Raw genomic sequence first — 14,551 nt, 5'->3', positions numbered from 1 at the left:
CTTGGGCGATGGCGGCTGCGCTCCGGGCTCGCGCTCGCCGGGCAGCGCTGGGCCTGCTCGCAACGCCCGAGTGCTGCCGCCGCGGCTCCTGCGTTGCTCGCACTCCCGCGTGCCTCAACAGCGCCTGTCAAAAAAAATTCACGAAAGCCGAGGTGTCCGTGGCGCCCACGCGGCCACTCATGTACGAGGTCGGTCGCGTTACCCGCGTGATCTCCCTCTCACTCCTGTTGGAATGACGTCCCCATGCGCCACCCGCTCGCCCTCCAGATCGCCCTGCTGCTCACCGCCCTGCCGCCGACCCTGACCGCCGTCGCTGCCACACCGTCGGCGCAGGCGGCGCCGGCCATCGCTCCGGCCAGCCTGGATACGGCGCTGGAGCAATTCGCCCAGACCAGCGGGTTGCAGCTGATCTACGATCCGGCGCTGACCGCGCACCTGCGCAGCCCCGGTGCGCCGGCCGGGCTGGCGCCGCTGGCGCAGTTGCAGCGCCTGCTCGGCGGTACCGGGCTGGCCGCGCGCCAGCTCACTGCCACCTCGCTGAGCATCGCCCCAGCCGCGCCGACCAGCGCGCCGGCGCCTCCATCGGCTGCCAAGGCGGCGCCGGCGGAAGCCAGCGCCGACCGAAGCGCGGCACGCGATCTGGCACCGGTCACCGTGGTGGCCAACCAGGTCGATACGCTCGCACCCAGCGCCCCGCCGCTGGACGCGATCCAGCCCACCTCGGTCATCGATGAGCGTTTCATCCGCGATGGGCTGCGCTTCAATGCCAATTACGACGACATCATCAAGTACGCGCCCAGCGTCAGCGTCACCTCGCCGGAAGGGCCGGGCATGGGCAAGAACGAAGGCATTTCGATCCGCGGCTTCCAGGACGGCCAGTTCAACATCACCTTCGACGGCATTCCCTTCGGCGATGCCAGCGATCTGCACCACACCACTTCGGCCTATTTCAACAACCACATCCTCGGCCAGGCGGAAATCGATCGTGGCCCGGGTGGCGGCGCGACCATCGGCAACGCCACCTTCGGCGGCACCGTCGGCCTGCGCTCGCGCGATCCCGGCACGGTCGACGGCGTCACCGCCTACAGCACGGTCGGCAGCTGGAACACGGTCGCCGGCGGGGTCAGCGTGGAGCAACATCTCGGCAGCGGCACGCGCCTGCTGGTGGATCTGTCCAAGGAGCACAGCGACACCTATCTCGACGGCACCGACGACCGCCGCGAACACGCCTTCATCAAGACCATCAGCGACGTGGGCGAGGCCAGCACGCTGACCTTCGTCACCAGCTACAACCAGGAACACCAGAACACCGTGCAGGGCGCCACCAAGGCGCAGATCGCCGCCAACGGGTGGCGCACCGGGCTGGGTGAGGATCCGGCACTGCAGAATTACACCGGCTACAACGATGCGGCGTATTACTCCAGTTTCAGCTACCTGGCCTTGCTCACGCAGTGGGGCGGCTGGGACGTGGATAACCGCGTCTACGCCAACACCTTCGACCACCGCGCCGACAAGACCACCGAGCCAACCAGCGACAGCCTCAAGGACAACGGCGTCACCTTCTACAACGCCGCCGGCAAGAAGATCGGCAAGGCCGCCATCAATGTCCCGGGCAAGCGGGCCGATAACGACAATCTTGCGTTCGGCGACGTGTTGCGGCTGGCGCGCGACCTCGGCCCGGGTGAGCTCAAAACCGGCGTGTGGCTGGAACGTGCGCTGGATCATCGCTATCAAACGCCGTTGGACATGAGCACGGGTATGCCGACCGGCACCAAGTACGGCAACGCGGATAACTACCGGCTCAAGGACCGCACCGACACCGCGCAGCCCTATGTCGAATACGCCTGGCGCCTGAGCGATGCGCTCACGCTGTCGCCAGGGCTGCGCTACGCCGATGTGGCGCGCCGACTCAGCGCGGAGGTGAACAAGTCCACGCCGCCGCTGCCGTCGTACACGCGCGCCAGCTATGACGCCTGGCTCCCCTCGCTGAGCCTGCACGATGCCATCGACGACCACTGGAGCGCGTATGCGCAGGTCGCGCGTGGCCTCCTGGCGCCGCCGATCGATGTGATCGAACTCAATGGCGCGCGCGGACTGGATCCGGAACTGACCACCAACATGCAGTTGGGCACCGGCTACGCCGATCGTGGATTGACCTTCGGCGTGGACGTGTACCACATCGACTTCAGCAACTTCATCAGCCAGACGCGCGTGGCGACCAGCAGCGGCACCGAGCAGGCCTTCGTCAACGGCGGTGGCGCGGTGTACCGCGGCATCGAGAGCGAAGCCACCGTGGCGCTGAGCCCGACCGTGAGCGTGTACGGCAACGCCAGCTACAACGAGGCCACCTACAAGGGCAGTAGCGTGCAGGTGGCGGCGGCCCCGCACGTCACCGCCACACTGGGCATGCTCTACAACAGCGGCACCGGTTGGTATGGCTCGTTGATGGACAAGTTCATCGGCGCGCGCTACGGCGTAGACAACCGCACCGATGCCAGCGGCGCGACGGTGTTCGGCAACGATGAGCGGCTGCCGTCCTACACCAGCCTGGATGCGGCCGGCGGGTATCGCAGCCCCCATGGTCCCTGGAATCTCAAGGGCTATTCGCTCAGCCTGGCGATCAATAACCTGCTCGATACGCACCGGCTGATCGGCTACGCCGGCACGCGCTCGACCGATAACGCGCCGCTGTACTTCGGCCTGGCCGGCCGCGGGGTGTTCCTCGATCTGTCGGCGACTTTCTGATGCAGACCAGGCGCACCGATCGTCTTTCCAGGATGTTGCGGCGAGCACTGCTCAGTCTGGTGCTGTGTCTGCCGACAGCGGCGCCAGTGGCCGCGAAAGAGCCCGTCGCAGCAACCGCGCAGCTGCGCCTGACCATCGTGCTGGTGCGGCATGGCATTCGCGCACCGACGCAGTCCGGTAGCGAGTTGGATCGCTACAGCGCGCAGCAATGGCCGAACTGGCCGGTGGCACCGGGCCAGCTGACGCCGCACGGACGGGCCGGCATGCAGACGTTGGGCGCACGCTATCGCGCGCTGCTGGCCCCGCCGCTCGGACTACCCGCGAGTGGCTGCGACGGCACCGAACAGATCGTCACCATCGCCGACAGCACCGCCCGCAATCACGCCAGTGCGCAGGCGTTGCTGCAGGGCATGGCGCCGGACTGCGCCATGCACTACCAGGCCTTGCCCGAGGGCACGCGCAATACCTTGTTCGATGGCGGCAAGGTGCCGGCGCCGCCGGTGCAGCTGGAAGCGGACACGCGCGTGCGGCTGGCGCAGTTGCAGGCGGTGTTGAGTGCCTGCCAGCACGGACGCTGCGCCACGCCGCCGCCTACCAGCCTGCTCTACGATCCGGCCACGCGCGATGGATCGCCGGCCGCAGCCAGCACGCTCAAGCTGGCCGGCGGCCTGGCCGAGAATCTGATGCTGGAGGACGTCGAAGGCTTCGACGCCGCACAACGCGGCTGGGGGCGGGTGGATCGCGCGGCGGTGGCGCAGTTGATTGCCTTGCACAACGCCTCGTTTGCCCAAAGCAAGCGTTCGTTGCCGGTTGCCAGCGCGGCGGCATCCAACCTGCTCGCGCATCTGCTGGCCACGGTGCAGGCGGCGGTCGGGCAAGACCCGCCGGTGGCGGCACTGGCGCCGCCATCCACGCGGCTGCTGGTACTGGTGGGCCACGACACTAACCTGGCCACGCTCGGTGGATTGATGGGCGTGCAGTGGCATCGCAGCGATCGCCCGGATGACTATCCGCCCGGCGGTGCGCTGGTGCTGGACGTGCTCGAACGCAACGGCGTGCCGTTGCTGCGCGTGCGGACCCTGATGCCGAGCCTGTCGGCGTTGCGCAGCGGGCGCTTCGACGGCGATGCGCTGGCCTCGTCCACCCTGGTGTTGCCCGGTTGTCACGGCCGGGCGGCATGCCCGTTGCCGGTCGCACTGGCCTGGTTGCGCACGCGTCTGGATCCGGCCCAGGTGCAAACGGCACTGCCGGCCATGCAGTCCTGGCCGGCGCAGCCCTAGCGTGGGTCATGCACGGTGAGTGCGGGCGCAGCAGGCCTGCGGAGCGTCGAGACACGTCGCAGGCTGCGTGCCCTCATTCCTCGCCGTGCTCGGCACGCGCCTTCCAATAGCCTTTAGCGCGCACCCACTCCTTGTCCACGCCCAGGTGCTCTTCGAGAAACTTGCGCATGGCGCGCGCGCGCATCGACTCGGCGCCGATCCAGTAGAACGTATCGCCGTCCTCGGGCTCGTAATCGCGCAGGCTGTCTTCCAACAAGGTACTGCTGGCGGCATCGAAGCCATTGCGCTCCAGCCAGTTCACCCGCACCTCGGCCGCGCTGAGCAGTTCCTGCCGTTCGGCGGCGTCGGCGATCTCGATGAACACCTCCGCGTGCATGTCGGCGGGCATCGCTTCGAGCCAGCGGCCAATGGCCGGCAATGCGGTTTCGTCGCCGATCAACACGTAGTGGTCGTAGTCGTCGGCGACCAGAAACGAGCCGCGCGGGCCGCCGATCTTTAGTGGGTCACCGGTTTGTGCGTGCGCGGCCCAACGGGACGCCACGCCGTCGCCGTGTAGCACGAAGTCGATGCTCAACTCGCCGCTTTGCGGGTCGAAGTGGCGTGGCGTGTAGTCGCGCGCGGGCGATGGCAGCGCGCCCTCCTCGTAGCGCGGACCGTCTGGCGTCATGGTCGGTAGCACGAAGTCGCCGTCGGCATTTGGGAAAAACAGTTTGACGTGATCGTCGGGCGCGGCGCTTTCAAAGCCGGCCAGGTCGCTACCGCCGAAAACAAGACGGCGCATCTGCGGCGTGATCTCTTCGCAACGCACCACCTGGACGGAGCGTAGGCGCGTGTCGCGACGGACTTGGGTGTTGGTGTGGCTGGCCATGGGGGTCGAGTCCTGGAGTGCACGCACATGTGTGCGCTGTTGGGGGAAATGGAGCGGTGACGAAATCGATGCCGTGGTGAATAAATCAAGGCGTGAGTGTCTGACCTGTGCGCTGTCATCCGGCGCAGTTACTTCTCCCATCGGGAGAAGGCGCCAGGCAGGGTAGATGCGGGCGTGGCGAAGCCTCATGCCGTTGAAACGCATGGAGTGCGTCGCATGCACATCACCTCCATCCGCAACGCAAACACGGCGATGACGTGCACCTGTCGCACAGCGCAATCGAGCCGGCAGCGGCTGGCGTCGGATCACAGCGCCACGCGTACTCAGTCGTCGTCGCGCTCGATGCCGTCGGCGGCGGCGCTGAGTAGGGCAGCAATACGTTTGGTTTCTTCCTCTGTCCATTGTCCGTGCCGCGCAAACAGGCCGTGCTTGATGCGATGAATCGCAGCGCGAATCGGTGCCGGGGTCTGTGACTTGATCAACGCGCGCGCGCGCCGATGGGTGCGGGCCAGCGCGGCGTCGAGCGCGTCGCGTTGCTGCGCGACGTAGTCGCTACCGACGGCGGTGACGTGATACCGCTTACGGCCGGCCTCCAGATCCGTGTGCACCCAGCCGGCGGCTTCCAGCTGCGCCAGCGCCGGATAAATCGTGCCGGCGCTAGGCGTGTACAGCCCTTTGAAGAGCGCGGTGATCTGTCGCATCAACGCGTAGCCATGGCACGGGCGCTCGGCGATCAGCGCGAGCAGCAGCAGGCGCAGATCGCCGTGCTCCAGCGGACGCATTCGCACGCCCGCACCGAAACCACGGGCAGGCGCCGCGTCTAGATCGGCAAGGGCAGGGGAGGGTGTATTAGGTTTCATTCGATATATCGAAGCACGGCGAAACGATATATCGACCTTGCGCGGGTGCACAAGCGCTTGCCTGTCGTGTGGCTGACCGACCCTGCAGCGAAAAATGCAGATGCTGCAACGCGACTGGACACGCGTCACTCTCATAATTACGATGTAATTACTTTGACATTACGGGCCTGGCCCGGCGAGGCAGAGGCATGAGTCGACAGTGGGACATCCAGGCCGAAAGCCGGCGCCAGCGCCTGCAGCGCGCCGCCGCACTGGCGCCGCAGGGGTGCGTGGTGGCCGCTGACGATGTGGTGGCGTTGCTGGAAGCAGTGATCGAGCCCGGCGACCGCGTGTGTCTGGAAGGCAACAACCAGAAGCAGGCCGACTTCCTGGCGCGCTGCCTGACCGAAGTTGACCCTGCGCGCGTGCACGACCTGCACATGGTGCAATCGGTGTTGTCGCTGGCCGCGCATCTGGATGTGTTCGAACGCGGCATCGCCAAGCGTCTGGATTTTTCGTTCTCCGGCCCGCAGGCCGCGCGCCTGGCCGGGTTGGTCAGCGAAGGCCGCATCGAGATCGGTGCCATCCACACCTATCTGGAATTGTTCGGCCGCTATTTCATCGACCTGACCCCGCGCATCGCACTGGTCACCGCACAGGCGGCCGATCGCCACGGCAATCTCTACACCGGCCCCAATACCGAAGATACCCCGGTGATCGTGGAAGCCACTGCGTTCAAGGGTGGCATCGTGATCGCGCAGGTCAATGAAATCGTCGACACCCTGCCGCGCGTGGATATTCCGGCCGCCTGGGTGGACTTTGTCACCCAGGCGCCCAAACCCAATTACATCGAACCGCTGTTCACCCGCGATCCGGCGCAGATCTCCGAGATCCAGGTGTTGATGGCGATGATGGCCATCAAGGGCATCTACGCCGAGTACGGTGTGGACCGGCTCAATCACGGCATCGGCTTCGACACCGCAGCGATCGAGTTGCTGTTACCCACCTACGCCCAATCGCTGGGGTTGAAGGGCAAGATTTGCCGGCATTGGGCGCTCAATCCGCATCCAGCGCTGATCCCGGCGATCGAATCAGGCTTCGTCGAATCGGTGCATTCGTTCGGCTCCGAGCTAGGCATGGAGAAATACATCGCCGCACGCCCTGACATCTTTTTTACCGGCGCCGACGGCAGCATGCGCTCCAACCGTGCGCTGTCGCAGACCGCCGGTCTGTACGCCTGCGATATGTTCATCGGCTCTACGCTGCAGATCGATCTGCAGGGCAATAGCTCCACTGCCACGCGCGACCGCATCGCCGGCTTCGGCGGCGCGCCCAACATGGGCTCGGATGCGCGCGGCCGTCGGCATGCCAGCGCTGCCTGGCTCAAGGCCGGACGTGAAGCGGCAAAGCCCGGTGAAATGCCACGCGGGCGCAAGCTGGTGGTGCAGATGGTGGAAACCTTCCGCGAACACATGGCACCAGCGTTCGTCGACACGCTCGATGCCTGGGAACTGGCCAAGCGCGCCAACATGCCGCTGCCGCCGGTGATGATCTACGGCGACGACGTCAGCCACGTGTTGACCGAAGAAGGCATCGCCAACCTGCTGTTGTGCCGCACGCCGGAAGAGCGCGAACAGGCGATCCGTGGCGTGTCTGGTTACACCGCGGTCGGCCTGGGGCGCGACAAGCGCATGGTCGAAAACCTGCGCGATCGCGGCGTCATCAAGCGACCGGACGATCTGGGCATTCGTCCGCGCGATGCCACCCGCGATCTGCTGGCCGCGCGCACGGTCAAGGATCTGGTGCGCTGGTCCGGTGGGTTGTACGACCCGCCGAAACGTTTCCGCAATTGGTAAGGGCTCAGCATGGAAACCCTGCGATATCGCTTTGATGGCCAGCGCGGTGCACGCGCCGGGCTGGAACACGCGCTGGTCGGCGTGGTCGCCTCCGGCAACCTGGAAGTGCTGGTCGAGCGCGTGCCGCTCGAGGGCGCAATGGAAATTGACATCCTCACCGCCGCACGCGGCTTCGGCGCAATCTGGCAGGCCGTGCTGGACGACTTCGCCGCGCGTCACCCGCTGCGCGATGTGCGCATCAGCATCAACGATGTCGGCGCCACGCCGGCGGTGGTGAGTTTGCGCCTGGAACAAGCGCTGGATGTGCTGCAGGGAGCCGACGCATGAGCACTGTTCCCATGGCCGAGCGCAGCTACTATGAAGCCGATGCACGCGACCGCATCGATGGCTTGCTGGATGCCGGCAGTTTTCGCGAATTCGTCGGCCCGCGTCGCCGTCTGATCAGCCCGCATCTTGCACAACTGGAGACACCCGGCGCCTTCGATGACGGCATCGTGGTGGGCGAAGGCACGCTACAAGGCCGCAGCGTGTTGATCGCTGCACAGCAAGGCGCCTTCATGGGCGGCGGTGTGGGCGAAGTGCATGGCGCCAAACTCACCGGCCTGCTGGAACGCGCCGCGACCACGCAACCGTCCGCAGTGCTGTTGCTGCTCGACACCGGTGGTGTGCGTCTGCATGAAGCCAACGCTGGCCTGATCGCGATCTCCGAGATCATGCGTGCCACCTTGGACGCGCGCGCTGCCGGCGTGCCGGTGCTGGCCCTGATCGGTAGCGGCAACGGTGCCTTCGGTGGCATGGGCATCGTGGCGCGCTGCTGCAGCGCGGTGATCATGTCCGAAGAAGGCCGTTTGTCGTTGTCCGGCCCGGACGTGATCGAAACCGTGCGTGGCGTGGAAGAGTTCGACGCGCGCGACCGTGCCCTGGTGTGGCGCGTCACCGGCGGCAAGCATCGCTACCTGCTTGGCGAGGCGCAAACGCTGGTGCCCGACCGCATCGGCGCTTTTGCCGATGCCGCGCTGGCCACGCTCGATGCATGCAACGAAGCGACCGGCGAGGCCGCATTGCAGGCGCTGGAACAGGCGCAGCAGCAATTGGCTGCACGCATCGATGCCTATGGCGATTGTCGCGACGGGCTGGAGATCTGGAAGCGCCAAGGCATTGTCGATGCAGAGCGCTTGCCGCTGCTGGACACCGAGGCCTTTCTCGCCGCGACTGCAGACCGGAGCATTCCATGGAACTGAGTCACTTGCTCGATCGGCTGTTCCCGCTCGGCCACGCCATCGCGCGCAACGACGATGTGCTGACCGGCCGTGCGACCACCGCAGCCGGCGAGGTCACCGTCATCGGTACCGCCAACAAGCTCGAAGTGGGGGTCGATCACGCCTTGGCATTGGCCGCCACCGTGTTGACGAGCACGCGTGCGCACCCGCAGCGACCGATTGTGATGCTGGCCGATACCGCCGGGCAACGGCTGGCACGGCGCGATGAATTGCTCGGCATCAATGGGTATTTCGCGCATCTGGCACGCTCGCTGGATCTGGCACGCAAGCGTGGCGCGCGGCTGGTCACCCTGGTCTATGGCGAATCGGTTAGCGGCGGATTTCTGTCGTTCGGTTTGATGGCCGATCGTATCCACGCATTGCCTGACGCGCAGATCCGCGTCATGGACCTGCGTGCGATGGCACGCGTGACCAAACAATCGGTAGACACCTTGCAAGCGCTGAGCGAGAGCTCGCCGGTGTTCGCGCCGGGCGTGGAGAATTATGTGCGCATGGGCGCGGTGGAATCGCTGTGGGAGGGCGATCTGGCGCAGGCGCTCCTGGATGCACTCGCCGCGCCGGCCGAAGGCGACCAGCGGCGTGCACTGGGCGCGCAACGCGGCGGGCGCACGCTGGCGCGCGACGTTGCCACAGCTGTGGCAGCGGGCGAGGCCTGAGCATGGCCGGCCGCCACGCCTTGGTGTGGTTGCGCGAGGACGCGCAGTGGCAAGCCATGACGCCTGGCGTGCAGTCGCGGCTGCAGCAGTGGTTTGCTGCTGGTCTGCCAGCGGTGGTGGCGCGTGGCGATGGCAGCCAGGCGGCAGACACCCTGCGGCTTGGTGTGCCGCTGCCCCCCAGCGACGGTAAGCAGCGCCTGGCATTACAGGCGCACGTGGCCGATATCGCACGCTGCACCGCGCCGCTGACACTGGATGCGGTGATGCCACATGCGCCTGTCGCGGTGCAGCCGGCATTGCAGGCGTTACTCAACGAGGCGCAAACGCAAGTCTTGCACCCGCGCGTGTTCGGCAGCTTTGCCTGGCAAGCCCTGACCGGCCTGGCGTACGTGCACGCGCAATCGGATCTGGATCTGTTGTGGTCCATCGAAACGCCAGCGCAAGCGCACGCGGTGGTCACGCTGGTGCAGCGCTGGGAGCAGCGCCACGGGCTGCGTGCCGATGGCGAGCTGCTGTTGCCCGATGACAACGCAGTGAACTGGCGCGAGTACGCCGGCAACGCGCAACAGGTGTTGCTCAAGTCTGACCAAGGCTGTCGACTGTTGCCGCGTGCTGCGCTGTTTCCGGTCCGGAGTGCGGCATGAGTGCGCCGCTGCAACAGAGCGGCGTTGCTGCTACGCCTGCGTTACCGCGCGAGGTCGCATACCGGCTCGGCCGTCTTGCGGTTGGCGCCCTGCATGCAGAACTGGCTTGCGCACCCAAGCCAGGGTTGGTGACGCCGTTCGACAGCGGCAGCCACGCCGACATGGATGCATCCACCTTTGTGCGTAGCCTGTTCGCGTTGCGTGGCTATTTTGTCGCCATCGCTCAAGCCAGCATCGACCAAGCACCGTTCGAGTGGCTGCGTCAGCTGGGTATCGAGGCCGAGGCCGCGATGCTGCGCGCCACCGGCTCCATTAATACCCACCGCGGTGCGATCTTCAGCCTGGGCTTGCTGACGGCACAGGCGGCACGCCTGCGTGTTGCGCACGGCCGGCGTCCCACCGCCGAACAGGTCTGCGATGGTGTACGCATGTGGCGCGATGCGTTGCAGGCTGCACCGGTGAACCCGCACAGCAATGGCCAGCGCGTGCGGGCGCAATACCGCATCAGCGGCGTACGCGAACAGGCTGCTGCGGGATATCCATTGCTGCGCGAGATCGCACTGCCTACGCTGCGCAGCGCGCTTGACGGTGGCGCCACGCGTGAAGCGGCGTTGGCGCAGACCCTCATGCAACTCATTGCCGAGGTGGACGATCTCAATCTGCTGCATCGCGGTGGTTCCGACGGGCTGGCGTTTGCCAAGGCGCAGGCAGTCGCCTTCCTTGCCGACGGTGGTATCGCACAACCGCAATGGCGCATGCGGTTGCATGCGATCGGCCGGCAGTTCGTCGCGCGTCGCCTCAGTCCCGGCGGCAGTGCGGATCTGCTGGCCTGCGCATGGTTCCTGCATCGGCAGGAGATGGTATGAGCGGCGCTGGACTCGTATCCGTCGATCAAACGGTGGATTCGCGCATGCATGGCGGCGCCGATTTGCGTGCACATGCGGCTCATCCTGTGCTGCGGCCCGTCGCAGCAGATGTTGCGCATCGCTCATCGGTGCGAGCCCGCCTCCAGGTGCGCAGGCATCTTTGCCGCACCACGGAACGTCGCAACGCGCGCTCAAAGCATTCCAACCGAATCAGGCAGGCCACCGCATGAGTCTGGCCGTGCTCTGCCCAGGTCAAGGCGGCCAACACGCCCAGATGTTCGCGCGCGTCGCCGATGCGCCTGCGGCAGCCGCCGTCATCGCCAGCGCATACCGTGTGCTTGGCGCCGTGCCGCAAACACTGGCCGCAGATCCGGGGCGTTACGCCAATGCCATCGCACAACCATTGGTGTGCGCCGGCACGCTTGCCCATTGGCAGGCGCTGCGCGCACAGCTTCCCACGCCGCTGCTGGTGCTGGGTTACAGCGTCGGCGAGCTGGCAGCGCATGCGGTCGCCGGCAGCATGTCGATCGAGACCTGCCTGCAGTTGGCGGCGACGCGTGCACGGTTGATGGATGCCGCCAGCCCGCAACAGGCCGGGCTGATGGCGGTGGTGGGGCTGCCATTGCGCGTCCTGGAGGCCTTATGCCAAACGCATGGTGCGGCGCTGGCCATCATCAACGGCGATGACCATGCCGTGCTCGGTGGCCCGCGCGCTGCATTGCAGGCGCTTGGCGATGACGCAATGGCGCACGGTGCGCGTGTCACGGTGCTGCCGGTCAGCGTGCCCGCGCATACGCCATGGTTGCGTTCCGCTGCAGACGGCTTCGCCATTGCACTGGCATCCGCACAGCTCATCGCACCCACGCTGCGCGTGATGGCGGGCATCGACGCACGTGCGGTCCGTACGCCAGCCTTGGTGATCGAGACGCTGTCCAAGCAGATCGCGCAGACCGTGCGCTGGCACGACGTGCTGGTGCAAGCGGCCGAGCGCGGTGCGCGCGTGTTTCTTGAACTCGGGCCAGGCAGCGCATTGGCGCGCATGGCGCGCGCGAGCGTGCCGGGCTGCGAAGCGCGATCGGTCGACGAATTTCACAGTACCCACGGGGTGGTCGAGTGGGTCGACGCCGCCTGCGAGCGTGCGGCATGACGATCAGGCAGGTGCTGCACACGGTGTAACCCCGGGATGGCGGGTGGCCATCCGTGCTGTACGCGTATCAGGTGTCTGGGAGGGCGCATGACCCCGCAAATTGCAACGATTCTTGGCTTGGTGATCATGTTCATCGTTGCCACCGCATTGCCCATCAACATGGGTGCGGTGGCCTTCGCGCTGGCGTTCATCATCGGCGGCGTGTGGGTGGGGCTGGAGGGTAAGGAGGTGCTGGCCGGCTTCCCCGGCGACCTGTTCCTCACCCTGGTCGGCATTACCTATCTGTTCGCCATCGCGCAGAAAAACGGCACCATCGATCTACTCGTGCACTGGGCGGTGCGTGCGGTGCGCGGGCGCATCGTCGCCATTCCGTGGGTCATGTTTGTCATCACCGGCCTGCTGACCGCCTTCGGTGCGCTGGGGCCGGCGGCAGTGGCCATCATCGGGCCGGTGGCGCTGCGCTTCGCCAAGCAGTACCGCATCAATCCATTGATGATGGGCTTGCTGGTGATTCACGGCGCGCAGGGCGGCGGTTTCTCGCCGATCAGCGTGTACGGCGGCATTACCAACAAGGTGGTCGAAAAAGCCGGGCTGGATGTCAGCGAGATGGCGGTGTTCCTCACCAGCCTGGGCTTCAACCTGATGATGGCGATCATCTGCTTCTGCGCCTTCGGTGGGCTGAGGTTGATGCGCCGGCAGGAACTGTCGCTGGCCGACGCGCAGTACGTGCCGGTCAGCGGCGATCAGGCATCGCAGCGTCGCTTTGCCATCGAAGGCCATGGCGCGCTGGTGACGCCAGGCGGTGGCACGTTGTCCACCGACCCGCTGGCGCTGGAAGCGGTGTCGATCACCCGCGACCGCGTGATCACCTTGATCGGCCTGTTGGGCCTGGGCATTGCTGCGCTGATCTACAACCTCAACGTCGGCCTGGTGTCGATCACCGTCGCGGTGGCATTGGCGCTGATCTCGCCTAACGCGCAGAAAGGCGCGGTAGACGGCATCAGCTGGTCCACGGTGTTGTTGATCAGCGGCGTGGTGACCTATATCGCCGTGCTGGAAAAATCCGGCGCAGTGGATTACATCGGCACCGGCGTGTCGCACATCGGCATGCCGCTGCTGGGGGCGCTGCTGGTCTGTTATGTGGGCGGCATCGTGTCCGCATTCGCCTCGTCTGCGGCGGTGCTGGGCGCCACCATTCCACTGGCGGTGCCGTTCCTGATGCAGGGCCACCTGGGTGCGGCCGGGGTGATTTGCGCGCTGGCAGTGTCGTCCACCATCGTCGATGTCAGCCCGTTTTCCACCAATGGCGCGCTGGTGGTGGCCTCTGCCGCCAAGGAAGAACGCGAAGGCCTGTTCCGCCGTTTCCTGGTGTACAGCGGTCTGGTGGTGGTGTTGGGACCGCTGGCGGCGTGGCTGGTGTTCGTGGCGCCGGGCTGGTTGTGATCCGTTCCGTACGCCACAGCGTAGCGGGGCGCCCACGTAGAATGGGCGCCCCGCCCTCATGCCGACGACCTGCCCACCATGACCCTCGCTCCTGATTCGCGCGCCTCCAAAAAGCGCGTGCCGCTGTACGAGGAAGTGGCCGAGCGCCTGCGTCAGAAGATCTACGACTACGCGCTGCCGCCGGGCGAATGGATCGACGAGCCAGCCCTGGCCGAGGAACTCGGCATCAGCCGCACGCCGTTGCGCGAAAGTCTCAAATTGCTCGCTGCCGAAGGCCTGGTGCAACTGGATGCCGGCCGCGGCAGTCGGGTGACGCGGCTGACGCTGGAAGACCTCAATCAGCTGTTCCCGGTAATGGCGATGCTGGAAGGCCGTTGCGCGCACGACGCGGTCAAGCGCATCGATGCGTCCGGCGTGCAGCGGCTGGAAGACCTGCATGCGGCGATGGAAGCCGCGTCGGCAGCCGGCGATGTGGCCGAGTACTACCGCAATAATTATCTGATCCACGAAACCGTGCAGCAGTACGCCGGCAATCCGTGGTTGATCCGGGTGACGCACGATCTGCACCGCATCTTGAAGATGCATCGTGGCCGTCAGTTGTTGACGCCCGGGCGCATGGCGCAATCGCTGGCAGAACATCGTGAGCTGATGGACTGCGTGCGACGCGGCGATGCCGAAGGTGCCGAGCGCACCATGCACGGGCACCTGCTGAGCCAGGGCCAGGCCTTGGCAGCATACGTAGCGTCAGGGGGGATGTTGAACGTGCCGGCGCCGTTGCCGCGGATGGGCGGTGTGTAGTCGTTGCCGCGCTGCGTCCAGGCGCATGTGGCATATGGCGCAGAGCGCCGCCTAGATCCCTTCTCTCATCCGGATAACGCTCTCCTTCAAAGGGGAGAAGGCGCACGAAGGGGGATGAGGGGACGTCTT

Annotated in this window: 13 protein-coding genes; 11 read left to right on the top strand and 2 right to left on the bottom strand. The window is 66.2% G+C overall.

Going from position 1 to position 14,551, the window contains the following annotated elements; translation table 11 throughout:
* Positions 1-243: 243 nt before the first annotated feature.
* Complete coding sequence (locus M0D43_RS08505; protein ID WP_260808124.1) at positions 244-2,745, top strand: TonB-dependent receptor; 2,502 nt, start codon at positions 244-246, stop codon at positions 2,743-2,745.
* Positions 2,745-4,025 carry a histidine-type phosphatase gene (locus tag M0D43_RS08500; RefSeq protein WP_260808123.1) on the top strand — a complete coding sequence of 427 codons (1,281 nt, stop codon included), beginning with the start codon at positions 2,745-2,747 and terminating at the stop codon, positions 4,023-4,025. The genes M0D43_RS08505 and M0D43_RS08500 overlap by 1 nt, the downstream gene beginning before the upstream one ends.
* Positions 4,026-4,098: 73 nt before the next feature.
* Here the strand turns inward: M0D43_RS08500 and M0D43_RS08495 are convergent, their stop codons facing one another.
* Together M0D43_RS08495 and M0D43_RS08490 are read right to left on the bottom strand one after the other, a co-directional pair.
* A complete protein-coding gene (locus M0D43_RS08495) occupies positions 4,099-4,893 on the bottom strand; it encodes a siderophore-interacting protein (protein ID WP_260808122.1) in 795 nt (264 codons plus the stop codon).
* A 323-nt stretch (positions 4,894-5,216) separates the two neighbouring features.
* Positions 5,217-5,753 carry a PadR family transcriptional regulator gene (locus tag M0D43_RS08490; protein WP_313905074.1) on the bottom strand — a complete coding sequence of 179 codons (537 nt, stop codon included), beginning with the start codon at positions 5,751-5,753 and terminating at the stop codon, positions 5,217-5,219.
* Positions 5,754-5,941: 188 nt separating this feature from the next.
* On the opposite strand from M0D43_RS08490, the gene mdcA reads away from it, so the two are divergent.
* The 9 genes from mdcA (at position 5,942) to M0D43_RS08445 (ending at position 14,422) form a co-directional block, all read left to right on the top strand.
* Positions 5,942-7,588, top strand: a complete 1,647-nt coding sequence (mdcA, locus tag M0D43_RS08485; protein WP_252164288.1) for a malonate decarboxylase subunit alpha — start codon at positions 5,942-5,944, stop codon at positions 7,586-7,588.
* 9 nt (positions 7,589-7,597) lie between these two features.
* Positions 7,598-7,915, top strand: a complete 318-nt coding sequence (gene mdcC / locus M0D43_RS08480) for a malonate decarboxylase acyl carrier protein (protein WP_005914105.1) — start codon at positions 7,598-7,600, stop codon at positions 7,913-7,915.
* A gap of 11 nt (positions 7,916-7,926) precedes the next feature.
* The gene (locus M0D43_RS08475; protein WP_260808252.1) at positions 7,927-8,829 is read left to right on the top strand and encodes a biotin-independent malonate decarboxylase subunit beta; all 903 of its coding nucleotides are present in this window, start codon (positions 7,927-7,929) and stop codon (positions 8,827-8,829) included.
* Complete coding sequence (gene mdcE / locus M0D43_RS08470; RefSeq protein ID WP_260808121.1) at positions 8,820-9,524, top strand: biotin-independent malonate decarboxylase subunit gamma; 705 nt, start codon at positions 8,820-8,822, stop codon at positions 9,522-9,524. The genes M0D43_RS08475 and mdcE overlap by 10 nt, the downstream gene beginning before the upstream one ends.
* Positions 9,525-9,526: 2 nt before the next feature.
* Positions 9,527-10,168, top strand: coding sequence for a malonate decarboxylase holo-[acyl-carrier-protein] synthase (mdcG, locus tag M0D43_RS08465; protein WP_260808120.1), 642 nt, complete (start codon positions 9,527-9,529; stop codon positions 10,166-10,168).
* Positions 10,165-11,034 (top strand): triphosphoribosyl-dephospho-CoA synthase MdcB, encoded by an 870-nt coding sequence (gene mdcB / locus M0D43_RS08460; RefSeq protein WP_252164285.1) that lies wholly within the window; start codon positions 10,165-10,167, stop codon positions 11,032-11,034. The genes mdcG and mdcB overlap by 4 nt, the downstream gene beginning before the upstream one ends.
* Positions 11,035-11,260: 226 nt before the next feature.
* Positions 11,261-12,181 (top strand): malonate decarboxylase subunit epsilon, encoded by a 921-nt coding sequence (mdcH, locus tag M0D43_RS08455; RefSeq protein WP_252164284.1) that lies wholly within the window; start codon positions 11,261-11,263, stop codon positions 12,179-12,181.
* A gap of 87 nt (positions 12,182-12,268) precedes the next feature.
* Positions 12,269-13,624 (top strand): SLC13 family permease, encoded by a 1,356-nt coding sequence (locus M0D43_RS08450; protein WP_252164283.1) that lies wholly within the window; start codon positions 12,269-12,271, stop codon positions 13,622-13,624.
* Positions 13,625-13,702: 78 nt separating this feature from the next.
* Positions 13,703-14,422: a GntR family transcriptional regulator gene (locus tag M0D43_RS08445; protein ID WP_252164282.1), complete on the top strand. Its 720-nt coding sequence runs from the start codon at positions 13,703-13,705 to the stop codon at positions 14,420-14,422.
* The last annotated feature ends 129 nt before the right edge of the window (positions 14,423-14,551 follow it).

It is taken from the genome of Xanthomonas prunicola, assembly GCF_025266575.1.
In the GTDB taxonomy this organism is placed as follows: domain Bacteria; phylum Pseudomonadota; class Gammaproteobacteria; order Xanthomonadales; family Xanthomonadaceae; genus Xanthomonas; species Xanthomonas prunicola.
The sequence above is the reverse complement of the archived record's forward strand: the minus strand, read 5'-3'. Positions and strand labels throughout refer to the sequence as shown.

What these genes read in the sequence shown, in the direction of transcription:
- mdcC (WP_005914105.1), top strand. Translation starts at nt 7,598, where the DNA reads ATGGAAACCCTGCGATATCGCTTTGATGGCCAGCGCGGTGCACGCGCC.
- M0D43_RS08495 (WP_260808122.1), bottom strand. Translation starts at nt 4,893, where the DNA reads ATGGCCAGCCACACCAACACCCAAGTCCGTCGCGACACGCGCCTACGC.
- M0D43_RS08505 (WP_260808124.1), top strand. Translation starts at nt 244, where the DNA reads ATGCGCCACCCGCTCGCCCTCCAGATCGCCCTGCTGCTCACCGCCCTG.
- M0D43_RS08445 (WP_252164282.1), top strand. Translation starts at nt 13,703, where the DNA reads ATGACCCTCGCTCCTGATTCGCGCGCCTCCAAAAAGCGCGTGCCGCTG.
- M0D43_RS08450 (WP_252164283.1), top strand. Translation starts at nt 12,269, where the DNA reads ATGACCCCGCAAATTGCAACGATTCTTGGCTTGGTGATCATGTTCATC.
- M0D43_RS08500 (WP_260808123.1), top strand. Translation starts at nt 2,745, where the DNA reads ATGCAGACCAGGCGCACCGATCGTCTTTCCAGGATGTTGCGGCGAGCA.
- mdcA (WP_252164288.1), top strand. Translation starts at nt 5,942, where the DNA reads ATGAGTCGACAGTGGGACATCCAGGCCGAAAGCCGGCGCCAGCGCCTG.
- mdcG (WP_260808120.1), top strand. Translation starts at nt 9,527, where the DNA reads ATGGCCGGCCGCCACGCCTTGGTGTGGTTGCGCGAGGACGCGCAGTGG.
- M0D43_RS08475 (WP_260808252.1), top strand. Translation starts at nt 7,927, where the DNA reads ATGGCCGAGCGCAGCTACTATGAAGCCGATGCACGCGACCGCATCGAT.
- mdcE (WP_260808121.1), top strand. Translation starts at nt 8,820, where the DNA reads ATGGAACTGAGTCACTTGCTCGATCGGCTGTTCCCGCTCGGCCACGCC.
- M0D43_RS08490 (WP_313905074.1), bottom strand. Translation starts at nt 5,753, where the DNA reads ATGAAACCTAATACACCCTCCCCTGCCCTTGCCGATCTAGACGCGGCG.
- mdcB (WP_252164285.1), top strand. Translation starts at nt 10,165, where the DNA reads ATGAGTGCGCCGCTGCAACAGAGCGGCGTTGCTGCTACGCCTGCGTTA.
- mdcH (WP_252164284.1), top strand. Translation starts at nt 11,261, where the DNA reads ATGAGTCTGGCCGTGCTCTGCCCAGGTCAAGGCGGCCAACACGCCCAG.